Source organism: Stappia sp. P2PMeth1 (genome assembly GCF_900185735.1).
In the GTDB taxonomy this organism is placed as follows: domain Bacteria; phylum Pseudomonadota; class Alphaproteobacteria; order Rhizobiales; family Stappiaceae; genus Stappia.
This window is the reverse complement of sequence record NZ_FYAW01000022.1, coordinates 17,894-40,751: the sequence shown is the minus strand read 5'-3', so window position 1 is coordinate 40,751 and position 22,858 is coordinate 17,894. Positions and strand designations below refer to the sequence as shown.

Here is a 22,858-nt window from a genome sequence, read left to right as displayed (position 1 = left end):
CCGCAGGGTCGGGGTGACGAGGCTCAACCGCCCGAGTAGCACGGGCGGCACGGCAGGGCAAAGGAGCGGCGCGCGGCCTCACTTCGCCTTGATCTCCAGGGCGCGGGCGTAAAGCTCCTTGCGGTCGAGGCCGGTGAGCTGCGCCACATGCTTGGCGGCGCCCGCCGCCTTCATGGTTTTCAGCGCCTCGGCGAGCAGCGCGTCGGCATCGCCCGCCTCGGCTTCAGGCCGATCCGGCGGCGGGGCGATCACCACCACGAACTCGCCGCGCGCCGGGCCTTCCGCGAAATGGCGGGCCAAGTCCTCCAGCGTGCCGCGCTCGAAGGTTTCGAAGCGCTTGGTGATCTCGCGGGCGACCGCCGCCTCCCGCGCGCCGCCGAACACCTGCGCCATGTCGGCGAGCGAGGCGGCGATGCGGTGCGGGCTTTCGAAGAAGATCAGCGTCGCGGGAATGCGCGAGAGCTCCTCCAGCCGGGCAAGGCGCGGCCCGCCCTTCTGCGGCAGGAAGCCGGCAAAGCAGAACGTGTCCGACGGCAGGCCGGAGGCGACGAGGGCGGCGAGCGGCGCGCTGGCGCCGGGCACCGGGAAGACCTTGTGGCCGGCCTCGACCACCTCGCGCACCAGCCGGTAGCCGGGATCGGAGACGAGCGGCGTGCCGGCATCGGAGACCAGCGCGATGGCCTTTCCGGCCTCCAGCGCCGCCATCAGCCGCGGGCGGACCTTCTGGGCATTGTGCTCGTGATAGGCGGTGAGCGGCGTCTTCAGCCCGAAGCGCTGCATCAGGACCGCGGTGACGCGCGTGTCCTCGCAGGCGACGAGATCGGCGCCCGCCAGCACCTCCAGCCCGCGCACCGTCATGTCGCCGAGATTGCCGATCGGTGTCGCGACGATATAAAGGCCGCAGGCGAGCGAGGGCGCCGTCATGCGATGGGCGCCGATGAAGAAATCGCGGGAGGCCGGCTTCGGCGCTTCGCTCTGGTCCGGCTCGGTGGAGGACATGCGGTCGGCTTTCATGCGAACGGGAGCCCGCGCGGCGGGCTTTCGCCCGTTTTGGCAGGAAACGCCGGCAAGGCCAAGGCGGCGAGCGAGGATTTGCAGCCGGCGGGCGGGGCTGATAAGCATTTCCGGCGGATGCCTTGGGCAGACGGGGCCGGGCAAACGGGAGATCGGGGACAGTGCTTGGAGGTCTGGACAAGATGATGCATGCGCGGCGATCCGTCCTTGCGCTCTCGCTCGGAGCTGCCCTGGCGCTTGCCGGCTGCAGCGGCTCGACCATGGGCGAGTATCCGGGCTACCCCTCGACGCCGTCGGGTCCGCCCGCCCCGAGCGGCGAGACGCTCGGCCAGGGATCGGTGCGCGTCGCCATGCTGCTGCCGATGAGCGGCGGCGGCAATGCCTCCTCCATCGCCAGCGTGTTCCGCAACACCGCCGAACTGGCGCTGTCCGACTTCCAGGGCGCCGACGTGCAGATCCTGATCAAGGACAGCGGCGGCACGGCGCAGGGCGCGCAGGCCGCCGCCCAGGCGGCGATCGCGGAAGGGGCGGAACTGATTCTCGGGCCGGTCTTCGCGCCGGCGGTCGGCGGGGCGGGCGCGACCGCGCGCTCCTCCGGCATTCCGGTCGTCGCCTTTTCCAGCGACGAATCCGTCGCCTCGCGCGGCGTCTATCTGCTGAGCTTCCTGCCGCGCAGCGACGTGGCGCGGATCGTCTCCCACGCCTCGCGCCAGGGCAAGCGCTCCTTCGCCGCGCTCCTGCCCGACGACACCTATGGCGCGGTGGTCGAGGCCGCCTTCCGCCAGGAGGTCGGCCGGGCCGGCGGGCGTATCGTCTCCATCGAGCGCTACAGCCTGAGCGGCAACGACACCACCGACATTGCCGCCAAGGCCGGGCGAATCGCCGCCAACGCAGCGCAGATCGACGCGATCTTCGTGCCGGCCGGCAATGTCGCGCCCTTCGTGGCGCAGACCCTGTCCACCGGGGGCGTCAATCTCGGCCAGACCCGGCTGCTCGGCAGCGGCCAGTGGGAAACGCCGCAGGTGCTGAACGCGGCGCCGCTGACCGGCGCCTGGTATCCGGGTCCGGACGGGTCCGGCTTCCAGGCCTTCGCCTCGCGCTACCAGGCGCGCTATGGCAGCCAGCCGCCGCGCAACGCCTCGCTCGCCTATGACGCGACGATCCTCGCCGCCGGCCTTGTGCGCTCCGCCGGCCCGGCGCGGTTTTCCGAGCGGGTGCTGACCAACCGCGACGGCTTCCTCGGCATCGACGGCGTCTTCCGCTTCGACCGCGACGGGCGCAACGAGCGCGGCCTTGCGGTCTACGAGGTGACGGGCAGCGGTTCGCGGGTGATCTCGCCGGCGCCGCGCGCCTTCGGCTCGGGAAGCTGACGGCGACAGCCGCCGCCACCCGTCATCCAGCCCGCGGGAGGGACCGTTGAGCCTCACTGACACGCGCATCCTTCTCATCATCGGCGGCGGCATCGCCGCCTATAAGAGCCTCGACCTGATCCGCCGGTTGCGCGAGCGCGGGGCGAGCGTGCGGGTGGTGATGACCGAGGGCGCCTGCCGCTTCGTCACGCCGATGGCGGCCGGCGCGCTCGCCGGCGACAAGGTGTTCACCGATCTCTTCGACCGCGACGACGAGCACGATGTCGGCCATATCCGCCTGTCGCGCGAGGTCGATGCCATCGTCGTCGCGCCGGCGACCGCCGACCTGATGGCGAAGATGGCGGCCGGGCTTGCCGGCGATCTCGCCAGCGCCGTGCTGCTCGCCGCGAACAAGCCGGTGTTGCTCGCCCCGGCGATGAACCCGGCGATGTGGGCAAGTCCCGCGACCCGCCGCAATGTCGGCCAGCTTGCCCGCGACGGGCTTGCCTTCGTCGGGCCGAATGCCGGCGAAATGGCCGAGAGCGGCGAGGCGGGCCTCGGCCGGATGGCCGAGCCGCTGGAGATCGTCGCCGCGCTGGAAGCCATGCTCACACCGGTGCCGCAGGACCTTGCCGGCCGGCATGTGCTGATCACCTCCGGGCCGACGCATGAGCCGATCGACCCGGTGCGCTACATCGCCAACCGCTCCTCCGGCAAGCAGGGCCATGCCATCGCCGGCTGGATGGCGCGGCACGGCGCCCGCGTGACGCTGGTCAGCGGGCCGGTGACGCTGGCCGATCCGCCGGGCGTGACGGTGGTGAAGGTGGAGACCGCGCGGCAGATGCTGGCCGCCGTCGAGGCGGCGCTGCCGGCCGATGTCGCGGTGATGGCGGCGGCCGTCGCCGACTGGCGCAGCGACAGCGAGAGCGGGCGCAAGATCAAGAAGGACGGCAGCGGCAAGGTGCCGGTGCTGGCGCTCGCCGAAAACCCGGACATTCTCGCCACGATCGGCCGTCACCCGACCGCGCGCCCGCGCCTCGTCGTCGGCTTTGCCGCCGAAACCAACGACGTCGTCGACAATGCCCGCGGCAAGCTGCAGCGCAAGGGCGCGGACCTGATCGTCGCCAATGACGTGTCGCCGGAAACCGGCGTCATGGGGGGCGATGCCAACACCGTGCGGCTGGTCGGCCATGACGGCGTCACCGACTGGCCGACGCTGGCCAAGGACGAGGTGGCGCGCCGGCTGGTCGCCGAGATCGCCCGCCGGCTCGCCGCCACACTCGGCCCGGCGTGAGGCGGCCCGGCGTGGAGCGGCCCGGCGTGAGGCGGCTGCCCTCCCGCAAGCCCGTCTTCAGTCCGTTTTGCCCATGTTTCCCGCATCCACACACGGATCCCAGCCCATGACCCTTCCCCTGCGCGTGCGCCGCCTTGCCCATGGCCTCGACCTGCCGCTGCCCTCCTACCAGAGCGAGGAGGCCGCCGGCATGGACCTTCTCGCCGCCGTCGAGGCGCCGCTGGTGATCGCGCCGGGCGCCCGCGCGCTGGTGCCGACCGGCATCGCCATCGCCCTGCCGCCGCATACGGAGGCGCAGGTGCGCCCGCGCTCCGGCCTTGCCGCGCGCCACGGCGTCACCGTGCTCAACACGCCCGGCACCATCGACCCGGACTATCGCGGCGAGGTGAAGGTGATCCTGATCAATCTCGGCGAGGAGCCCTTCACCGTGGAGCGCGGCAGCCGCATCGCCCAGATGGTGGTGGCGCCGGTGGCGCGGGCCGAGCTGATCGAGGTCAACGAGCTGGACGAGACCCGGCGCGGCGAAGGCGGCTTCGGCTCGACCGGGCATCATTGATCCCGCATTGGGGTATGTTTTTCCAAAGAACCGGCCGATTTCGGATTGAAGTTCCAGGCTTGCGCGGTTTCCGGCGACGGCAGGGGCTCGTCAGGGCGACGATGCCTGCCTAGATTGGGAGAGAATGACGCGCCGGGCCTTGCGCGATCCGGCGAGACCAAGGGAGTTCAGCATGAGCGACAAGAAGCCCGGCCGCGGCCGCATCTATGCCTCGATCACCGAAACCATCGGCGACACGCCGCTCGTGCGGCTCGACCGGCTGGCGAGCGAGGCCGGCGTCGAGGCGGAGATCCTCGGCAAGCTCGAATTCTTCAACCCGATTTCCAGCGTCAAGGACCGCATCGGCGTGTCGATGATCGAGGCGCTGGAGGCCGAGGGCAAGATCGTCCCCGGCAAGACCACCCTCGTCGAGCCGACCTCCGGCAATACCGGCATCGCGCTCGCCTTCGTCGCCGCCGCCAAGGGCTACCGGCTGATCCTGGTGATGCCGGAGACCATGTCGATCGAGCGGCGCAAGATGCTGAAACTGCTCGGCGCCGAGCTGGAGCTGACCGAGGGTCCGAAGGGCATGAAGGGCGCCGTGGCCCGCGCCGAGGAGATGGTCAAGGAGATCGACGGCGCGGTGATGCCGCAGCAGTTCGAGAACCCGGCCAACCCGGCGATCCACCGCCGCACCACCGCCGAGGAGATCTGGAACGACACGGACGGCACGGTCGACGTGTTCGTCTCCGGCATCGGCACCGGCGGCACGATCACCGGCGTCGCCTCGGTGCTGAAGGCGCGCAAGCCCGGCCTGCATGTGGTCGCGGTCGAGCCGGCCGACAGCCCGATCCTGTCCGGCGGCACGCCCGGCCCGCACAAGATCCAGGGCATCGGCGCCGGCTTCGTGCCCGGCATCCTCGACACGGCGGCCTATGACGAGGTCGTCACCGTGAGCAATGACGAGGCCTTCGAGATGGCGCGCAAGGCGGCGCGGGTCGAGGGCCTGCCGGTCGGCATCTCCTCCGGCGCTGCCATCGCGGCGGCGCTCAAGGTCGGCGCGCGGGCAGAGATGAAGGGCAAGCGCATCGTCGTGATCATTCCCTCCTTCGCCGAGCGCTACCTGTCGACGGCGTTGTTCGAGGGGCTGGAGTAAGGGTCACTGCCTGTCGGAAGCGGGCCCCGTAGGCCCTCGGCTCGCCGGTCCCGGATCGGCGCTGCGCGCCGTCCGGGAGGACGCCAGGAAGGGGTGGGCGCGTGGGGTGCGCGGATGGACGGCACTGCGGGGCCGGGCGTCTGCGCCGTCCAACACGCCCCGTCTCAGGCGGGGGCGCCGATGCGGTCGGGATGGGCGGCGGCGAAGGGCTCCAGCGCGTTGCAGGCCGCGTCGATGGCCACCAGCTTCGGCAGGGTGGCGAGGTCGACGCCCCAGCGGCGGGCATTGTAGATCTGCGGCACCAGGCATAGGTCGGCGAGCGTCGGCGTGTCGCCGTGGCAGAACCGCCCGGTGCGGGGATCGTCGAGCATGCGCTCCAGCGCCGAGAGCCCCTTGCCGATGAAGGTACGCATCCAGGCGGCCTTGGTCTCGTCGCCGCCGCCGGCGAGCTCGGCGACGTGACTGGCGACCGACAGGTTGCAGACCGGGTGGATCTCCATGGCGATGGCATGGGACAGCGCGCGGACCCGGTGGCGGCCAAGGGCATCGCCCGGCAGCAGGGTCGAGGCCGGCTGGCGGGTCTCGTGCAGATATTCGATGATCGCGAGCGACTGGGTCAGCACCTTTCCGTCGATCTCCAGCGTCGGCACCAGCCCTTGCGGATTGCGGGCAAGGTTCTCCGCCGCCCGGTGGGCGCCGGTGAGCAGGTTCACCGGGGCCGCCCGATAGGCGATGCCGAGCAGGTTGAGCGCGATGCGCACGCGGTAGCTTGCGGACGAACGCCAGTAGTCGTGAAGGACGGGCTGCGTCACCGATCTCTCTCCCGTGAAGATGTTTCTGCCGCGATGCGGCCTGTTCCCCCGCATATCGCATGGCCGTCGCCGCCGGCCAAGTGCTGCCGGGATCGGCCGGATTCGGACGGCTCACAAAAAATTTGACTATTTGGTCAAAATTCGGCCCAATGACCCCGGACGCGCTCCCAACCAACGAGGCGCGCGCCATTGAGATCTTCTTGGCAGATCTGCCGAGGAGATCTGCCAAGCAAATCGCCAGAGCCGGCGCAGGCCGACAGCGGGACCCCCTTCCGGTCCCGGTCCGACGACGAAACGGATCGCCTGCGCTCCAGAGGAGAACATCGACGCCGGACCCGCGGCAGCGGCCCGGTGCTATCGGAGGTGCAGCCATGGCTGATGCACTCGTGACCCCCGACATTCGCGCGGGGCGCCTGACGGCCGACGACTACCTGGAGAATTTCGAGGACCTGCATCCGCCGCTCGGCGTCCATGAGGCGCGGGTCGAGGCGGATCGCTGCTATTTCTGCTACGACGCGCCCTGCACGATCGCCTGTCCGACCTCGATCGACATCCCGAAATTCATCCGCCAGATCGCCACCGGCAATCCGCTCGGCTCGGCCAAGACGATCTTCGAGCAGAACATTCTCGGCGGCATGTGCGCCCGCGTCTGTCCGACCGAGACCCTGTGCGAGGAGGCCTGCGTGCGCAACCTCGCCGAGGACCGGCCCGTGTCCATCGGCCTGCTGCAGCGCCATGCGACGGATACGTTTCTCGCGCGGGATGCATCCCTGCCTTACGAGCGCGCCGCTCCCACGGGTAAGCGCGTTGCCGTCGTCGGCGGCGGCCCGGCCGGGCTTTCCTGTGCCCATGCCCTGGCGCGCCAGGGCCATGACGTGACGATCTTCGAGGCCCGTCCCAAGCTCGGCGGCCTCAACGAATACGGCATCGCCGCCTACAAGACGACGCAGGATTTCGCCCAGGCGGAGGTCGACTTCGTCCTTTCGATCGGCGGCATCACCGTGGAGTGTAACAAGGCGCTCGGCCGCGACGTCACGCTGGAAGGTCTGCGCCGCGACTTCGACGCGGTGTTCCTCGGCATGGGGCTCGGCGGCGTCAATGCGCTGAAGACCGAGGGCGAGGACCTGGCCGGCGTCATCGACGCGGTCGCCTATATCGCCGAGCTGCGCCAGGCGCAGGACCTCTCCGCCCTGCCGGTCGGCCGCAAGGTCGTGGTGATCGGCGGCGGCATGACCGCCATCGACATCGCCGTGCAGATCAAGCGCCTCGGCGCGGAAGAGGTGACCATCGCCTATCGCCGCGACCGCGAGGCGATGAAGGCCAGCGCCTATGAGCAGGAGATCGCCCTGACCAACGGGGTGGTGATCCGCGAGTGTCTGGCGCCGCGCCGGCTGATCGGCGAGGGCGGCCATGTGCGGGCCATCGAGCTGGAGCGGATGCTGCCCGACAGCGCCGGCCGGCTGACGGGAACCGGCGAGACGGTCACGCTGGAAGCGGACCAGGTGTTCAAGGCGATCGGCCAGACCTTCGTGCCGGACGCGCTGGGCGGCAGCGAGGCGCTGGAGCTCGATGGCGGCCGGATCGGCGTCGATGCCGACCGCCGCACCTCGCTTGCCGGCGTGTGGGCCGGCGGCGATTGCGTCGCCGGCGGCGAGGACCTGACGGTCGCCTCGGTCGAGGACGGCAAGATCGCCGCGGCCTCGATCCATGCGGCGCTGACCGCCTGAGCGCGGCAGGTCTCCCGAACCCTTAGCTTTCACTCCCGAACATCCGTGGGGAGGATTCTCAGATGGCCGATCTTCGCAGCAATTTTCTCGGCATCAAGTCGCCGAACCCGTTCTGGCTGGCCTCCGCGCCGCCGACCGACAAGGAATACAACGTCGTCCGCGCCTTCAAGGCGGGCTGGGGCGGCGTCGTCTGGAAGACGCTGGGCGAGGACCCGGCGGTGGTCAACGTCAACGGCCCGCGCTACGGCGCGATCCACGGGCCGGACCGCTCGCTCATCGGGTTCAACAATATCGAGCTGATCACCGACCGCCCGCTGGAGGTGAACCTGCGCGAGATCAAGCAGGTCAAGCGCGACTGGCCGGACCGGGCGCTGGTCGTGTCGCTGATGGTGCCCTGCGAGGAGCGGAACTGGATCGATATCCTGAAGCGCGTCGAGGAGACGGAGGCCGACGGCGTCGAGCTGAACTTCGGCTGTCCGCACGGCATGTCCGAGCGCGGCATGGGCTCGGCCGTCGGCCAGGTGCCCGAATATATCGAGATGGTGACGCGCTGGTGCAAACAGCACACGCGCATGCCGGTGATCGTCAAGCTGACGCCGAACATCACCGACATCCGCAACCCGGCCCGCGCCGCCCATGCGGGCGGGGCCGACGCGGTGTCGCTGATCAACACGATCAACTCCATCGTCTCGGTCGATCTCGATCAGATGGCCCCCTATCCGACCATCGACGGACAGGGCGCCCATGGCGGCTATTGCGGCCCGGCGGTGAAGCCGATCGCCCTCAACATGGTCGCCGAGATCGCCCGCGATCCGCAGACGCACGGCCTGCCGATCTCCGGCATCGGCGGCGTCACCACATGGCGGGACGCGGCCGAGTTCATGGCGCTGGGCGCCGGCACGGTGCAGGTCTGCACGGCGGCGATGACCTATGGCTTCCGCATCGTCGAGGACCTGATCGACGGCCTGTCCGACTGGATGGACGAGAAGGGCTATACCTCGATCGACCAGGTGGTCGGGCGGGCGGTGCCCAAGGTCACCGACTGGCAGCGGCTCAACCTCAACTATGTGGTCAAGGCGCGCATCGACCAGGATGCCTGCATCAAGTGCGGCCGCTGCCACATCGCCTGCGAGGACACCTCGCACCAGGCGATCACCGCGATGAAGGACGGCTTGCGCCATTTCGAGGTGATCGACGAGGAATGCGTCGGCTGCAACCTGTGCGTCTCGGTCTGCCCGGTCGAGGACTGCATCACCCTGGAGCAGATCACCGAGGGCAGCGACCCGCGCACCGGCAAGCCGATCAACCCGAACTACGCCAACTGGACGACCCATCCGAACAACCCGAACCGGGTGGCGGAAGCGGCGGAATGATCGAAGGGTGCCCGTCGGCGGCGCGGTAACGGTTGCCGCCAACGGGCACCAACTGCGAGGCCGGGTCCGTCCGCGCGGCGGGCCCGGCCTCGTCGTTTCCGGCGCGGCGCTGGTCCGCAGGTTCCCCTGCGTTAACCCGATCTTGGCAGTTTGCGGCGATCAATCGCCTGGGAGACGGGAGACGACGCCAGGAGGTCCGGCGAACTTATGACCAAGATCAGCGTATCCACCATTTTGCGCGCCTCGTTCCTGGGGTTCACGCTGGCGATCGGGGTGTTGCTCGCCCTGTCGGCCCGGTCGGCCTGGACGGAGTTCCAGACCGCCCGCCAGGTGCAGGACATCGCGCGGATCGCGGCGCCGCTGCTCGATACCCTGCTGTATCTGCGCCTCGACCGCGGCAACAGCTTCCGCGACCTGAAGGCGGATGTGGTCGGCCTGACGGAGCGCACGCGCGAGTTGCGCCTTGCCGGACGCTCCGCGGCCGAACGGGTCGTGAGCGCCATCGAACAGTCCTCGATCAGCGACCGCGACGCCCGGCTGGCGGAATTCACCGGCGCGCGCGACCGGCTTTTCGCGCTGATGCAGGAGGTCGACGCCGCGCTGGAGCAAACGGATGCGGCCCGGCGCGGCGCGGTGGCCGAGCGCTGGCGCGATGAACTGACCAGCCAGATCAACGCCAATTTCGCCTTTGCCGGCGAGCTCGGCACCCGCGTCCAGTACAAGGATCCGGTCGTCGACGCGCTGCTGGCCTCCCAGTCCGCCGCCCTGGATGCGCGCAGCACGGCGGGCGAGGCCTCGCTTCTCGTCTCCAACGCGACCTCGGGCGTCGCGCTGCCGGACGATGCCACGCGCAGGTTCTACGGGTCCACGGCCTCGGCGCTGGCGTCGCTGAAGATGGCCCGGTCGCTGCTCGGCGACCTGCCGCTGTCGCCTGGGCTCGCCAAGGCCTTCACCGATACGGATGCGATCTACAATGCCGGCTTCCGCGAGCTGAGCGAGCGCCAGTTCCTGGCCCTGCAGGCCGGCACCACCCCGCCGCTCGCCCTGGCCGAGTGGATGGCCGCGACGCTGCCCACGCTCGACGCCATCGCCTCCATCGCCATCGAGGCGCTGGCCCAGGCCGAGGTCGCGGCGGCGGAAACCGCCGCTGCCGCCGAGGCGCATGTCTATCGGCAGCTCGGCTTTCTCGGCATCGGCCTGGTGCTGGCCGCGCTGCTGCTGTTCCTGGTCGGCCGCCGGGTGACCAGCCCGCTCGGCGTGGTGACCGAGCGCATGCGGCTGCTGGCGGACGGCCAGCTCGACACGCAGGCGCCCTTCGTCGACCGGCAGGACGAGATCGGCGCGCTTGGCCGGGCGCTCGCCCTGTTCCGCGAGAACGCGCTGGAAACCGAGCGGCTGCGCCAGCGCGAGGCGGAGAAGGAGCGCGATGCCGCCGAGATGCGGCGAGCCGACATGATGCGCCTGGCCGACAGTTTCGACGAGGCGGTCGGCTCCTCGGTGAGCGCGCTGACCCAGGCGGCCGAGCGGCTGAAGAGCACCGCGTCGGGCCTGTCGAGCGTCGCCGAACGCACTTCGGGGCAGGCGATCGCCGTTGCCGCCGCCTCCGAACAGGCCTCGGCCAATGTCGCCTCCGTCGCCGGCGCGACCGAGGAACTGTCGTCCTCGGTGACGGAAATCCGCAGCCAGGCCGGCCGCTCGAGCGAGATCGCCGAGACGGCGGTGGCCGAGGTGGAAGAGACCAACAAGCAGGTGGCCGGGCTCGCCGCCGCCGCCGAGCGCGTCGGCTCGATCGTCATCATGATCGAGGACGTCGCGGCCAAGACCAACCTTCTGGCGCTCAACGCCACCATCGAGGCGGCGCGGGCGGGCGAAGCCGGCAAGGGCTTCGCCGTCGTCGCCGGCGAGGTCAAGCAACTGGCCGACCAGACCGCCAGGGCGACCTCCGACATCAGCAGGCAGATCGCCGACATGCAGGCGGCCTCGCTCGGCGCGGCCGAGGCGATCAAGGCGATCGGCGAGACGATCCGCCGGATGAGCGACATCTCGTCCGAGATCTTCGACTCGGTCGGCAGCCAGGGCCAGGCGACGGTGGAGATCGCGCGCAATGTCGCCGAGGCCTCGACGGGCACGGCCGACGTCTCGCGCAACATCTCCGGGGTCACCGCCGCGGCCTCCGACGCCAGCGAGGCGGCAAGCGAGGTGCTGGCGGCGGCCTCGCAACTGTCCGACCAGTCGGCGGCGCTGTCGCGGCAGATCGAGAGTTTTCTCGGTCACGTGCGGGCGGCTTGACCGCCCGCAGAAAAACCAAGCTAGCGGGCGGCGTGACCGCCCGCGGAAGGGGTTACACGAAAGGGCTCTAGCGGCGCAGCTCGCTCGCCATATGGGCGATGGTGCGGCGATAGACCTCCGCCCGGTTCCAGTCGCGCAGCACCCCGTAATTGTGGCTGCCCGGTGCCCAGTCGCCGCCGGGCTTCCAGCCGTGCTGGCGCAGGAAATTGGCGGTCGAGGCAAAGACGTCCGCATGGCTGTGGATCAGGTTCGGCCGGCCGTCGCCGTCGAAATCGACCGCAAAGCGCTCGTAGCTGGAGGCGAGGAACTGGGTCTGGCCGATCTCGCCGGCCCAGGCGCCCTTCATCTCGGAAATCCGCATGAAGCCGCGGTCGGCGATCCTGAGCGCGCTCATCAGCTCTTTGGTGAAGAACTCGGAGCGGCGGCAGTCATAGGCGAGCGCCGAGAGCGAGGAGAAGATCGGGATGTCGCCCATGAAGCCGCCGAAGCCCGATTCCAGCCCCCAGATCGCGACGATGATCTCCTTCGGCACGCCATAGCTGCGCTCGACCCGGTCGAGCAGCACGGCATGCTGCTGCAGCCGCCGCTTGCCCATGGCGATGGTCGAGGGCGGGGCGCGGCGGGCGAGGAATTCCTCGAAGGACAGTTTGAAGGATTTCTGGTTGCGGTCGAGCCGGATCACCCGGCTGTTATAGGTCATGCCGCCGAGCGCCGCCTCCACCGTGCGGCTGGAAATGCCGGCGGCCACCGCCTCGCGCTTGAAGCTGGCGAGCCAGGCCGGGAAGCCGGCGGCGTTGTTGCCGCATTTGGCGGCGAGCGCCGGACCGGCCAGCGTCAGCGGGGCAAAGAGCAGAAGGGCGGCGAAAACGAGGGCCTTGCGCATGCGGTCTCCCGGTCGGGTCGCAGGGTCGATCGGGGACGGCGACGCACGTCCCTTGCAAAAAAGCAGGATACAGGCGGTAAGGGCAAGATCAAGGCGAACCGGGCCGCGGCAGCAGCCCGCCGAAGATCAGGTCGGTCAACGCCTGCAGCGCCTGGCGGCGGAACGCCTCGTCATGGACGCCGGTGCCGGTGATCGCCTCGATCTGCGGGGCGAAGTCGGCATAGGTCTGGGTCGTCGCCCAGATCAGGAAGATGAGGTGGGTGGGGTCGACCGGCCGGATGCGGCCGCGCTCCGCCCAGTGGCGCAGCACCTGCGACTTCTCGTCGACCAGCGCCTTCAGCGGTCCTGCCAGCACGTCGCGGATCACCGGCGCGCCCTGCAGCATCTCGTTGGCGAAGAGGCGCGAGGCCTGCGGATAGTCGGCGGAAAATTGCAGCTTCTGCTCGATATAGGCGGTGAGTTCCTTGCGCGGGTCGCCATCCGGATCGAGCGTGCGCAAGGGCGCCAGCCAGCGGTCGAGCAGGTCGGCGAGCACCGCCTTGTAGATCTCCGACTTGGAGCCGAAATAATAGAGCAGGTTCGACTTCGACATGCCCGCGTCCTCGGCGATCTGGTCGACGCGGGCGCCGCGATAGCCGAAGCGCGAGAAGGTGCCGAGCGCCGCCTCGAGGATGCGGGCGCGGTTCTTCTCCTGGATGCGGGTGCGCGGGGCGCCGTCGCTTTCGGGCTCGGTGCCTGCGTCCGGTATCCGGCCTGCCTCCATCTGCTGCTGTCCTTCGCTGTCGGGCGCCATTGCGGCGGTCATCGGGCCGCGCCGTTGCGGGCGGCAGCATCGCGCGGCGGCCCGGCGGCGGCAAGCCCGGCCGGGGGGACAGCGCCGATGCCGGCGAGGATGATGCCGGTCACCGTGCGCTTGGCGTCCTCGAACTGGGCATCGGAGAGCGGCCGGCCGCCGTTCAGCGTGTCGATCTGGTGGTTGAAGTCGGCATAGTGCTGGGTCGTCGCCCAGATCATGTACAGCAGGTATTGCGGGTCGATCGGCGCGATCCGGCCGCTGGCGATCCAGCGCTCGATCACCGCGACGCGGGAGGCGGTCCACTCGCGCAAGGTGGTCTCCAGATAGTCCTGGATCACCGGCGCCTTGTGCAGGATCTCGTTGGCCCAGACCTTGGAGCCCATCGGATGGGCGCGCGAGATGTCCATCTTCTTGGCGATGTAGCTGGTCAGCGCCTCGACCGGATCGTCGCTCTCGTCGAAGGAGTTCGCCGCCTCCAGCCAGATGTTGAAGATATGCTCGACCACCCGCCGGTAGAGCACTTCCTTGGTCGGGAAATAATAGTGCAGGTTGGCCTTGGGGATGCCGGCCCGGTCGGCGATCATGCCGGTGGTGGCGCCGCGAAAGCCGCTCTGCGCGAAGACCTCCTCGGCCGCCTTGAGGATGACGCGCTCGTTCTCCGCCCGGATCGCGCTCTTCTGCGTCCTGTCCGGTATTCGGGCCTGCGCCCTGCCTTTTAACCTGTCCGTGCCGCTCATCTCTCCGGGCCGTCCGCTGCGGTGAGTGCCAATTCGGCAGGCGAGCCGAAAAAATGATCTTGACCGGATGGTCAAGCCTTCCTACGCTCGATTTGACCATTTGGTCAGGTTTTTCCGCCTGGCGCAATGGCAAAGACGCGACTGGCAACCCGGCGGGCACAACAGACCGGGGCCGCGCACCTTTCAGATTTCGGCCGGAGCGCGAGGACGCGAAGGCCGCCCGGATGGCCGAACCATCCGGAACGGGGAATGGCCGGCGGCGCGACCAGCGCCGCCCGATGCCGGAGAGGCATCGAGGGAGAGGACAGGAGAGGCCGGCGCGCGTGCGTGGCTTCCCGCCGATCCCGGCCGCGATCGCAGACGCACGAGGGCGCCCGGAACCGCATGTCGCGCCGGGCGAGCGGAGGGAACATGCCGAAGTCCGGCCTTGCCAGCATCGAGAACGCCATCGGCGGGGCGCGTGTCGTCTCCCGCTCGACGAGGACGCAAGCGGTGTTCAACCCGGCGACGGGCGAACAGACCGCCGTCCTGCCGCTGTCGAGCGCCGCCGAGGTGGCGGAGGCGATCGCCGCGGCCAAGGCCGCCTTCCCTGCCTGGCGCGACACGCCGCCCTTGAAGCGCGCGCGCATGATGTTCCGTTTCAAGGAACTGCTTTCCGCCCATGCCGACGACATCGCGAGGGCGATCTCGGCCGAACACGGCAAGACCCATGACGATGCCTTGGGCGAGGTGGCGCGCGGCATCGAGGTGGTGGAATTCGCCTGCGGCATCCCGCATCTCTTGAAGGGCGAGTTCGCCCGCAATGTCGGCCCGGCCATCGACAGCCATTCCGACCGCCAGCCGCTCGGCGTTGTCGCCGGCATCACCCCGTTCAACTTCCCGGCGATGGTGCCGCTGTGGATGTATCCGATCGCGGTTGCCTGCGGGAACACCTTCGTGCTGAAGCCGTCCGAGCGCGACCCTTCCGCCGTCATGGTGGTCTATGACCTGTTCCACCAGGCCGGCTTCCCGGACGGGGTGCTCAACGTCGTGCATGGCGACAAGGAGGCGGTCGACGTGTTGCTGACCCATCCGGACGTCAAGGCGGTGTCCTTCGTCGGCTCCACGCCGATTGCCGAATATGTCTATGCGACCGGCACCGCGCATGGAAAGCGGGTGCAGGCGCTGGGCGGCGCCAAGAACCACATGATCGTCATGCCGGATGCCGACATGGACCAGGCCGCCGACGCGCTGATGGGCGCCGGCTACGGCTCGGCCGGCGAGCGCTGCATGGCGATCTCCGTCGCCGTTCCCATCGGCGAGGAGACCGCCGACCGGCTGGTGGAAAAGCTGGTTCCGCGCGTGCAGGCGCTGAAGATCGGCCCGGCCACCGACCGCGAGGCGGAGATGGGCCCGCTGGTGACTGAGGCGCATATGCGCAAGGTGCTCGGCTACATCGACCAGGGCGTCAAGGAAGGCGCCGAGTTGCTGGTCGACGGCCGCGGCTTCTCGCTGCAGGGCTACGAGAACGGCTATTTCGTCGGCGGCACCCTGTTCGACCGGGTGACCCGCGACATGACGATCTACCGCGAGGAGATCTTCGGTCCCGTCCTGTCGGTGGTGCGCGCCAAGGGCTACGACGAGGCGCTGTCGCTGATCAACGAGCACGAATACGGCAACGGCACCGCGATCTTCACCCGCGACGGCGATGCCGCGCGCGCCTTCGCCGACCGGATCGAGGTGGGCATGGTCGGCATCAACGTGCCGATCCCGGTGCCGGTCGCCTATTTCTCCTTCGGCGGCTGGAAGCGCTCGCTGTTCGGCGACCATTCGATCTACGGCATGGAAGGCGTGCGCTTCAACACGCGCCTCAAGACGGTGACGACGCGCTGGCCGGCCGGTATCAAGGACGGTGCCGTCTATACCTTTCCCAACATGGAGTGAGGCCGGCGCCGCCGGCTGAGGATCGACCGAGGGAGTGACCTGAATGACCGCACCGGGCAAGAACCTGCGCATCGACGCCGACCGCCTGTGGGACGCCCTGATGGAGATGGCGAAGATCGGCCCGGGCGTTGCCGGCGGCAACAACCGCCAGACGCTGACCGATGCCGACAACGAGGGGCGCAAGCTGTTCCAGGCCTGGTGCGAGGCGGCCGGGATGAGCATGGGCGTCGACACCATGGGCAACATGTTCATGACGCGGCCGGGCACCGATCCGGACGCCCTGCCGGTCTATGTCGGCTCGCATCTCGACACCCAGCCGACGGGCGGCAAATATGACGGCGTGCTCGGCGTGCTCGGCGGCCTGGAACTGGTGCGCACCCTCAACGACCTCAACATCCGCACCAGGCGGCCCATCGTCGTCGCCAACTGGACCAACGAGGAGGGCACGCGCTTTGCCCCCGCCATGCTGGCCTCCGGCGTCTTTGCCGGGGTGCACGACCTCGACTGGGCCTATGCGCGCAAGGACGCGGACGGCAAGACGGTCGGCGAGGAGCTGAAGCGCATCGGCTGGGTCGGCGAGGAAGCGGTCGGCGCGCGCAAGATGCACGCGATGTTCGAGCTGCATATCGAGCAGGGCCCGATCCTGGAGGCCGAGGGCAAGGATATCGGCGTCGTCACCCACGGCCAGGGCCTGTGGTGGCTGGAGGTGACGGTGACCGGCAAGGACAGCCATACCGGCTCGACGCCGATGCCGATGCGCCGCAATGCCGGCCTCGGCATGGCGCGGATGACCGAGCTGGTGCACGAGATCGCGATGAAGCACCAGCCGCGCGCGGTCGGCGCCATCGGCCATTGCGACGTCTATCCCAACTCGCGCAACGTCATCCCCGGCAAGGTGGTGTTCACCGTCGACTTCCGCTCGCCCGACCGGCAGACGCTGGACGCGATGAAGGCGGAGTTCGAGGCGCGCGTGCCGAAGATCGCCGAGGATCTGGGCTTGATGGCGACGATCGAGGCGGTCGGCCATTTCGATCCCGTGACCTTCGACGAGACCTGCGTCAAGGCCGTGCGCAATGCCGCCGAAAAGCTCGGCTACAGCCACATGGACATCATCTCCGGCGCCGGTCACGATGCCTGCTGGATCAACAAGGTCGCGCCGACGGCGATGATCATGTGCCCCTGTGTCGACGGGCTGTCGCACAACGAGGCCGAGGAGATCACCAAGGAGTGGGCGCGGGCCGGCGCCGACGTGCTGCTGCATGCGGTGCTGGAAGCGGCGGAGATCGTGGAGTGAGCGCTGGCGCGCGTGGTGATGGCGCGCGTGCCGGACAGGTTTGTGGCTCTCCGGTCCCGGGTCGCGGCTTCGCCTTGCCCGGGATGACGCCGGAGAGGGTGGTGTGCAGGGTGGGGTTCGAGAGTTGGCGCTGCCTTTCCGCGCACGCGGAAAGCGGCGGTGCGCGGCAGGCCGGTTTGTGGCTCTCCGATCCCGGGTCGCGGCTTCGCCTTGCCCGGGATGACGCCGGAGGGGGTGGTGTGAAGGGTGGGATTTGAGAGTTGGCGCTGCCTTGCCCGTGAGGGCGAGGGAGAGGATGGAGCGACAGGCGGGGCGCGAGAGTTGGGCACTGCCTTGCCGCGTCTTCCCGGACGAGCGTCAGCGAGATCCGGGATCGGCGAGCCGGGGAGGGTGATGGGTGGCGTCATGGGTCTACATCATGGCCTCGCGGCCATACGAGACCCTCTACACGGGCGTGACGACGGATCTTGCGAGACGGGCGTATGAGCATCGCACCGGCCTCGTTTCCGGCTTTACCGCGCGCTACGGCGTGAAGGCGCTGGTCTGGTACGAAGAGTACGACGACATCGAAAATGCCATTCGCAGGGAGAAGCAGATCAAGCGATGGCACCGAAAATGGAAGTTCGAGCTGATCGAGACGATGAACCCGGAATGGGCCGACCTGTATGAGACGATGAACCGATAGTTTGTGGCTCTCCGGTCCCGGGTCGCGGCTTCGCCTTGCCCGGGATGACGCCGGAGAGAGGCGCGAGCGGCACGCGGGTGAGTTGTCAGGAAACGACAGACGAGATTGGGGAACAGCGATGGCGAGCAAAGTGATCAAGGGCGGAACGGTCGTCACGGCCGATCTCACCTACCGCGCGGATGTGAAAATCGACGGCGGCAGGATCGTCGAGATCGGGCCGGACCTTTCCGGCGACGAGGTGCTCGACGCGACCGGCTGCTACGTGATGCCGGGCGGCATCGACCCGCATGTGCACCTGGAAATGCCCTTCATGGGCACCTATTCCGCCGACAATTTCGAGAGCGGCACGCGCGCCGCCCTTGCCGGCGGCACCGCCATGGTGGTGGATTTCTGCCTGCCTTCGCCCGGCCAGTCGCTGCTGGAAGCGCTGACCATGTGGGACAACAAGTCGACCAGGGCCAATTGCGACTACTCCTTCCACATGGCGATCACCTGGTGGGGCGAGCAGGTGTTCAACGACATGGAAGCGGTGGTGCGCGACAAGGGCATCAACAGCTTCAAGCATTTCATGGCCTACAAGGGCGCGCTGATGGTGGACGACGACGAGATGTTCGCCTCGTTCCAGCGCTGCGCCGAGCTCGGCGCCCTGCCGATGGTGCATGCGGAAAACGGCGACGTGGTCGCCCAGTTGCAGGCCAGGCTGATGGCCGAGGGCAATGACGGGCCGGAAGCCCATGCCTATTCGCGCCCGGCAGAGGTGGAAGGCGAGGCGACCAACCGCGCCATCATGATCGCCGACATGGCCGGCGTGCCGCTCTATGTGGTGCACACGTCCTGCGAACAGGCGCATGAGGCGATCCGCCGGGCCAAGCAGAACGGCATCCGCTGCTATGGCGAGCCGCTGATCCAGCACCTGACGCTGGACGAGAGCGAGTATCGCCATCCCGACTGGGACCATGCGGCGCGCCGGGTGATGTCGCCGCCCTTCCGCGACAAGAAGCACCAGGACAGCCTGTGGGCCGGCCTGCAGGCGGGCACGCTGCAGGTGGTGGCGACCGACCACTGCGCCTTTACCACGGAGCAGAAGCGCACCGGGCTCGGCGACTTCACCAAGATCCCCAACGGCACCGGCGGGCTCGAGGACCGCTTGCCGATGCTGTGGACCCATGGCGTCGCCACCGGCCGGCTGACCATGAACGAATTCGTCGCCGTGACCTCGACCAACATCGCCAAGATCCTCAACATGTACCCGAAGAAGGGGGCGATCCTGGTCGGCGCCGATGCCGACCTGGTGGTCTGGGATCCGCAGAAGGAAAAGACGATTTCCGCCGCGACCCAGCAGTCGGCCATCGACTACAACGTGTTCGAGGGCAAAAAGGTGAAGGGCCTGCCGCGCTTCACACTGACCCGAGGCGAGGTCGCCATCGAGGACGGTGCGATCAAGACGCGCGAGGGGCACGGCAAGTTTGTCGCTCGCCCGCCGTTCCAGGCGGTCAACGCGGCGCTGTCGACCTGGAAGGAACTGACCTCGCCGCGCAAGGTGGAGCGCTCGGGCATTCCTGCAAGCGGCGTGTGAGGGACGACATGACCATCCGGTTGCTGCCCTTTCTGGCTCTGCTCCTTGCCGGCGCGCCGGCCGCCGCCGACACGACGGCGATCGACGGGCGCTACGGCGATGCGGAAGGCTGCGCTCTGATGGCCGCGGGGGCGGCAGAGGGGGGAGCGGTGACGGGGCCCGAGTTCTTCTTCCTGATGGACGACGAGGGCATTTCCACCGCCGTCTCCTATTGCGCCTTTTCGCCGGAGCGGCGGATGCGGGCGGACGGCCTGGAAATCCTCGCGCAGTGCCACGAGGAAGGCGAGGAGGAGGTGACGCCCTTCACCCTCACCCTGCGGCGGGAAGGCGAGGGCTATCTCGTCGCCTTTCCCGACGGGATGACATGGGGACCGTTGATGCGCTGCGCGCCATGACCCGGACGGGCGGGTGCGGGGCGATGGGCACGGATCGAGATGGATGCAGGGAGCCGCAAGTCCGGTCATGATCGCGACAGATGCAAGCAAGGACGCCGCAAGGGCGACAGGGGACGCAAGGATGACCGGGCCGGAGCGCAGCGTGATCGACATCGAGAACCTGTCGCTGACCTTCGAGACCAATGACGGCCCGGTGCATGCCCTGTCGGACATCGACCTGTCGATCGGCGAGGGCGATTTCGTCTCGCTGATCGGTCCGTCCGGCTGCGGCAAGACCACGCTTCTGCGGGTGATCGCCGATCTGGAGGCGCCGACCGGCGGCACGATCAGCGTCAACGGCATGAGCCCGGAGGAGGCGCGGCTGAAGCGCGCCTATGGCTATGTCTTCCAGGCCGCCGCGCTCTATCCCTGGCGGACCATCGCCGACAACATCGCCCTGCCGCTGGAGATCATGGGTTTTGCGAAGGGAGAGCGCGAGGAGCGCATCCGCCGCAACATGGAGCTGGTGAACCTCTCCGGCTTCGAGCGCAAATATCCCTGGCAACTGTCGGGCGGCATGCAGCAGCGCGCCTCCATCGCCCGCGCGCTGTCCTTCGATCCCGACCTGCTGCTGATGGACGAGCCGTTCGGCGCGCTCGACGAGATCGTTCGCGATCACCTCAACGAGCAATTGCTGAAACTGTGGGCCAAGACCCGCAAGACGGTGGTCTTCGTCACCCATTCGATCCCGGAAGCTGTGTTCCTGTCGACCAGGATCGTGGTGCTGTGCCCGCGTCCGGGCCGCATCTACGACGTGATCGAAAGCGACCTGCCGCGCGAGCGCACGCTCGACATCCGCGAGACGCCGGAATTCCTGAAGATCGCCCACCGGGTGCGCGAGGGGCTGCGGGCGGGGCACAGCTATGACGATTGAGGCCTCGCTGGCGCCGCCCGCCCGCTCGCCTTTCGCCGGCCTGATGCAGGGCACCGCCGGGCCGGTGCTGGTGGTCGTCGCGGCGATCATCGCCGTCTGGTATCTGGCGGCGGTGATGCTCAACGCGCCGTTCCAGCGCGACATGTACAAGCGCGGCGGCATCGAGGAGGCGCCGCTGGCGCAGCTCGTTGCCGACACGCTGTCGCAGGACCGCCCCGTGCTGCCCGCCCCGCATCAGGTGGCGGTCGAGCTGTGGGACACCACCGCCAACAAGGCGGTGACCTCCAAGCGCAGCCTCGTCTATCACGGCGGCATCACCCTGTCCTCGACCCTGCTCGGCTTCGTGCTCGGCACCGCCCTCGGCATCGGCCTGGCGATCCTGGTCGTGCACAGCCGGGTCCTCGACAAGAGCCTGATGCCCTGGGTGATCTCCTCGCAGACGATCCCGATCCTTGCCATCGCGCCGATGATTATCGTGGTGCTGAACGCCATCGGCATTTCCGGCCTGCTGCCGAAGGCGATGATCTCGACCTATCTCTCCTTCTTCCCGGTGACGGTCGGCATGGTGAAGGGCCTGCGCTCGCCCGAGGCGATCCAGATGGACCTGATGAAGACCTATTCGGCCTCGCCCGCCCAGGCGCTGTGGAAGCTGCGCCTGCCCTCGGCGATGCCCTATCTCTTTGCCTCGATGAAGGTCGGCGTTGCCGCGAGCCTTGTCGGCGCCATCGTCGGCGAACTGCCGACCGGTGCGGTCGCCGGCCTCGGCGCCCGCCTGCTGTCGGGCTCCTATTACGGCCAGACGGTGCAGATCTGGTCGGCGCTGATCGCCGCCGCCGTGCTGGCGGCAACGCTCGTGGCGCTGATCGGCGTCGCCGAGCGGCTGGCGCTGAAGCGCATGGGGATGCGGCGATGAGCGCGCGGGAGGGGACGACCCCCGCACCGGCGCCGCGGCCGCACCGGCTCGGCGCGGTGAGAACCGTGCTGGCCTCGCTGGCGCTCGCCCTCGCCCTGGTCGCGACGATGATGCCGGTGATCGCCTCCGACACGCTGCAGCTCGGGCTGCTTGCCTTTCCGCTGCTGGCGGCAATGGTGCTAGCCGCGGTGATCGTGCTGGCGCCCTATCGCCTGTGCCTGCTGCGCGGGCCGCGGGCCGCCGGCCTGCTCGCGGCCGTTTCCTATCTCATGGCCTTCGTGCTGATCTCGCTGATCGCCGCCCATCCGGGCCAGGCGGGATCCGGCTTCTGGGCCCTTGTCGTCGTCGCCTGGGCCATCGCCTGGCTGTCGGTGGAGGAAATGGCCGGGCTGAAGCCCCGGCAGCCGCTGTGGGGCCGCGCCATCGCGCTCGCCATCCCGCTCACCTTCGGCGCCTGGCTGCTGATCCTGTGGCAGGTGCTGGTGGTCGGCTTTGCCGTGCCCAAGGTGCTGCTGCCGCCGCCCTCCGACATCTGGGTGCGGCTCCTCGCCTCGCCCGAGGTGCTGTGGGCCGACTTCCGCCAGACCTTCCTGAAGGGGGTTCTCATCGGCTATGCCCTGGGCTGCGGCGCCGGCTTCCTGGTCGCCATCCTGGTCGACCGGGTGCCGTTCCTGCGGCGCGGGCTGCTGCCGATCGGCAATCTCGTCTCGGCCCTGCCGATCATCGGCGTCGCCCCGATCATGGTCATGTGGTTCGGCTTCGACTGGCCGTCCAAGGCGGCGGTCGTCGTCATCATGACCTTCTTCCCGATGCTGGTGAACACGGTGACGGGGCTTGCCGCCGCCGACCGCATGCAGCTCGACCTGATGCACACTTACGCGGCAAACTATCCGCAGACGCTGCTCAAGATGCGCCTGCCGATGGCCATGCCCTTCGTTTTCAATGCCCTGAAAATCAACTCGACGCTGGCGCTGATCGGGGCCATTGTTGCCGAATTCTTCGGCACGCCGATCGTCGGCATGGGCTTCCGCATCTCCACCGAGGTGGGGCGGATGAACATCGACATGGTCTGGGCTTCGATCGCCGTCGCCGCGCTTGCGGGGTCGCTGTTCTACGGCTTGGTGACCCTCGCGGAGCGGGCGGTCACGTTTTGGCATCCGTCAGTCCGGCGATAACGGACGGCGGCTGCATCAC

At 68.8% G+C, this 22,858-nt stretch carries 20 protein-coding genes; 15 read left to right on the top strand and 5 right to left on the bottom strand.

The window, feature by feature from the left end; translation table 11 throughout:
- Positions 1–78: 78 nt before the first annotated feature.
- Positions 79–999, bottom strand: coding sequence for a 16S rRNA (cytidine(1402)-2'-O)-methyltransferase (gene rsmI / locus P2PM1_RS15795; protein WP_186399718.1), 921 nt, complete (start codon positions 997–999; stop codon positions 79–81).
- Positions 1,000–1,175: 176 nt separating this feature from the next.
- Between rsmI and P2PM1_RS15790 the strand changes: the two genes are divergently transcribed.
- The 4 genes from P2PM1_RS15790 to cysK all read left to right on the top strand — a co-directional run bounded on the left by P2PM1_RS15790 (position 1,176) and on the right by cysK (position 5,348).
- Positions 1,176–2,384, top strand: a complete 1,209-nt coding sequence (locus tag P2PM1_RS15790) for a penicillin-binding protein activator (protein WP_244301539.1) — start codon at positions 1,176–1,178, stop codon at positions 2,382–2,384.
- Between the two features lie 46 nt (positions 2,385–2,430).
- Entirely contained in the window at positions 2,431–3,657 is a 1,227-nt protein-coding gene (coaBC, locus tag P2PM1_RS15785; RefSeq protein WP_186399717.1) for a bifunctional phosphopantothenoylcysteine decarboxylase/phosphopantothenate--cysteine ligase CoaBC, read from the top strand.
- 106 nt (positions 3,658–3,763) lie between these two features.
- The gene (gene dut, locus P2PM1_RS15780; RefSeq protein WP_186397428.1) at positions 3,764–4,213 is read left to right on the top strand and encodes a dUTP diphosphatase; all 450 of its coding nucleotides are present in this window, start codon (positions 3,764–3,766) and stop codon (positions 4,211–4,213) included.
- 172 nt (positions 4,214–4,385) lie between these two features.
- Positions 4,386–5,348 (top strand): cysteine synthase A, encoded by a 963-nt coding sequence (gene cysK, locus P2PM1_RS15775; protein ID WP_186399716.1) that lies wholly within the window; start codon positions 4,386–4,388, stop codon positions 5,346–5,348.
- Positions 5,349–5,512: 164 nt separating this feature from the next.
- Here the strand turns inward: cysK and maiA are convergent, their stop codons facing one another.
- Positions 5,513–6,160: a maleylacetoacetate isomerase gene (gene maiA / locus P2PM1_RS15770; protein ID WP_244301538.1), complete on the bottom strand. Its 648-nt coding sequence runs from the start codon at positions 6,158–6,160 to the stop codon at positions 5,513–5,515.
- A 371-nt stretch (positions 6,161–6,531) separates the two neighbouring features.
- Between maiA and P2PM1_RS15765 the strand changes: the two genes are divergently transcribed.
- The 3 genes from P2PM1_RS15765 to P2PM1_RS15755 all read left to right on the top strand — a co-directional run bounded on the left by P2PM1_RS15765 (position 6,532) and on the right by P2PM1_RS15755 (position 11,549).
- Positions 6,532–7,887: an NAD(P)-dependent oxidoreductase gene (locus P2PM1_RS15765; protein ID WP_186399714.1), complete on the top strand. Its 1,356-nt coding sequence runs from the start codon at positions 6,532–6,534 to the stop codon at positions 7,885–7,887.
- A gap of 62 nt (positions 7,888–7,949) precedes the next feature.
- Positions 7,950–9,260 (top strand): NAD-dependent dihydropyrimidine dehydrogenase subunit PreA, encoded by a 1,311-nt coding sequence (gene preA, locus P2PM1_RS15760; protein WP_186390196.1) that lies wholly within the window; start codon positions 7,950–7,952, stop codon positions 9,258–9,260.
- 207 nt (positions 9,261–9,467) lie between these two features.
- Positions 9,468–11,549 carry a methyl-accepting chemotaxis protein gene (locus P2PM1_RS15755; RefSeq protein WP_186399713.1) on the top strand — a complete coding sequence of 694 codons (2,082 nt, stop codon included), beginning with the start codon at positions 9,468–9,470 and terminating at the stop codon, positions 11,547–11,549.
- A gap of 67 nt (positions 11,550–11,616) precedes the next feature.
- Here P2PM1_RS15755 and P2PM1_RS15750 read toward each other — a convergent pair whose 3' ends face one another.
- From P2PM1_RS15750 to P2PM1_RS15740, 3 genes are all read right to left on the bottom strand, one after another.
- The gene (locus tag P2PM1_RS15750; protein WP_186390198.1) at positions 11,617–12,432 is read right to left on the bottom strand and encodes a lytic transglycosylase domain-containing protein; all 816 of its coding nucleotides are present in this window, start codon (positions 12,430–12,432) and stop codon (positions 11,617–11,619) included.
- An 88-nt stretch (positions 12,433–12,520) separates the two neighbouring features.
- The gene (gene rutR, locus P2PM1_RS15745) at positions 12,521–13,237 is read right to left on the bottom strand and encodes an HTH-type transcriptional regulator RutR (protein WP_244293216.1); all 717 of its coding nucleotides are present in this window, start codon (positions 13,235–13,237) and stop codon (positions 12,521–12,523) included.
- Positions 13,234–13,965 (bottom strand): TetR/AcrR family transcriptional regulator, encoded by a 732-nt coding sequence (locus P2PM1_RS15740; protein WP_186399712.1) that lies wholly within the window; start codon positions 13,963–13,965, stop codon positions 13,234–13,236. Before P2PM1_RS15740 ends, rutR begins: the two co-directional genes overlap by 4 nt.
- A 411-nt stretch (positions 13,966–14,376) precedes the next feature.
- Between P2PM1_RS15740 and P2PM1_RS15735 the strand changes: the two genes are divergently transcribed.
- The 8 genes from P2PM1_RS15735 to P2PM1_RS15700 all read left to right on the top strand — a co-directional run bounded on the left by P2PM1_RS15735 (position 14,377) and on the right by P2PM1_RS15700 (position 22,839).
- Positions 14,377–15,888 carry a CoA-acylating methylmalonate-semialdehyde dehydrogenase gene (locus P2PM1_RS15735; protein ID WP_186399711.1) on the top strand — a complete coding sequence of 504 codons (1,512 nt, stop codon included), beginning with the start codon at positions 14,377–14,379 and terminating at the stop codon, positions 15,886–15,888.
- Positions 15,889–15,931: 43 nt separating this feature from the next.
- A complete protein-coding gene (locus tag P2PM1_RS15730; protein WP_186399710.1) occupies positions 15,932–17,182 on the top strand; it encodes a Zn-dependent hydrolase in 1,251 nt (416 codons plus the stop codon).
- Between the two features lie 397 nt (positions 17,183–17,579).
- Positions 17,580–17,867, top strand: coding sequence for a GIY-YIG nuclease family protein (locus tag P2PM1_RS15725; RefSeq protein WP_208985304.1), 288 nt, complete (start codon positions 17,580–17,582; stop codon positions 17,865–17,867).
- A 118-nt stretch (positions 17,868–17,985) separates the two neighbouring features.
- On the top strand, positions 17,986–19,443 hold the full coding sequence (hydA, locus tag P2PM1_RS15720) for a dihydropyrimidinase (RefSeq protein WP_186399709.1): 1,458 nt from the start codon (positions 17,986–17,988) through the stop codon (positions 19,441–19,443).
- Positions 19,444–19,451: 8 nt separating this feature from the next.
- A complete protein-coding gene (locus P2PM1_RS15715; protein WP_186399708.1) occupies positions 19,452–19,838 on the top strand; it encodes a hypothetical protein in 387 nt (128 codons plus the stop codon).
- A gap of 121 nt (positions 19,839–19,959) precedes the next feature.
- On the top strand, positions 19,960–20,751 hold the full coding sequence (locus P2PM1_RS15710) for an ABC transporter ATP-binding protein (RefSeq protein ID WP_186390205.1): 792 nt from the start codon (positions 19,960–19,962) through the stop codon (positions 20,749–20,751).
- A 43-nt stretch (positions 20,752–20,794) separates the two neighbouring features.
- A complete protein-coding gene (locus P2PM1_RS15705) occupies positions 20,795–21,664 on the top strand; it encodes an ABC transporter permease (protein WP_244301557.1) in 870 nt (289 codons plus the stop codon).
- Positions 21,661–22,839 (top strand): ABC transporter permease, encoded by a 1,179-nt coding sequence (locus P2PM1_RS15700; protein ID WP_244301537.1) that lies wholly within the window; start codon positions 21,661–21,663, stop codon positions 22,837–22,839. Before P2PM1_RS15705 ends, P2PM1_RS15700 begins: the two co-directional genes overlap by 4 nt.
- Positions 22,840–22,858: the final 19 nt, after the last annotated feature.

Excerpts from the sequence above, each read along its gene's own strand:
- P2PM1_RS15710 (WP_186390205.1), top strand. The coding sequence starts at position 19,960 with ATGACCGGGCCGGAGCGCAGCGTGATCGACATCGAGAACCTGTCGCTG.
- P2PM1_RS15740 (WP_186399712.1), bottom strand. The coding sequence starts at position 13,965 with ATGAGCGGCACGGACAGGTTAAAAGGCAGGGCGCAGGCCCGAATACCG.
- rutR (WP_244293216.1), bottom strand. The coding sequence starts at position 13,237 with ATGACCGCCGCAATGGCGCCCGACAGCGAAGGACAGCAGCAGATGGAG.
- P2PM1_RS15755 (WP_186399713.1), top strand. The coding sequence starts at position 9,468 with ATGACCAAGATCAGCGTATCCACCATTTTGCGCGCCTCGTTCCTGGGG.
- P2PM1_RS15735 (WP_186399711.1), top strand. The coding sequence starts at position 14,377 with ATGCCGAAGTCCGGCCTTGCCAGCATCGAGAACGCCATCGGCGGGGCG.
- hydA (WP_186399709.1), top strand. The coding sequence starts at position 17,986 with ATGGCGAGCAAAGTGATCAAGGGCGGAACGGTCGTCACGGCCGATCTC.
- P2PM1_RS15765 (WP_186399714.1), top strand. The coding sequence starts at position 6,532 with ATGGCTGATGCACTCGTGACCCCCGACATTCGCGCGGGGCGCCTGACG.
- preA (WP_186390196.1), top strand. The coding sequence starts at position 7,950 with ATGGCCGATCTTCGCAGCAATTTTCTCGGCATCAAGTCGCCGAACCCG.
- P2PM1_RS15730 (WP_186399710.1), top strand. The coding sequence starts at position 15,932 with ATGACCGCACCGGGCAAGAACCTGCGCATCGACGCCGACCGCCTGTGG.
- P2PM1_RS15700 (WP_244301537.1), top strand. The coding sequence starts at position 21,661 with ATGAGCGCGCGGGAGGGGACGACCCCCGCACCGGCGCCGCGGCCGCAC.
- P2PM1_RS15750 (WP_186390198.1), bottom strand. The coding sequence starts at position 12,432 with ATGCGCAAGGCCCTCGTTTTCGCCGCCCTTCTGCTCTTTGCCCCGCTG.
- dut (WP_186397428.1), top strand. The coding sequence starts at position 3,764 with ATGACCCTTCCCCTGCGCGTGCGCCGCCTTGCCCATGGCCTCGACCTG.
- rsmI (WP_186399718.1), bottom strand. The coding sequence starts at position 999 with ATGTCCTCCACCGAGCCGGACCAGAGCGAAGCGCCGAAGCCGGCCTCC.
- P2PM1_RS15715 (WP_186399708.1), top strand. The coding sequence starts at position 19,452 with ATGACCATCCGGTTGCTGCCCTTTCTGGCTCTGCTCCTTGCCGGCGCG.
- cysK (WP_186399716.1), top strand. The coding sequence starts at position 4,386 with ATGAGCGACAAGAAGCCCGGCCGCGGCCGCATCTATGCCTCGATCACC.
- P2PM1_RS15705 (WP_244301557.1), top strand. The coding sequence starts at position 20,795 with ATGCAGGGCACCGCCGGGCCGGTGCTGGTGGTCGTCGCGGCGATCATC.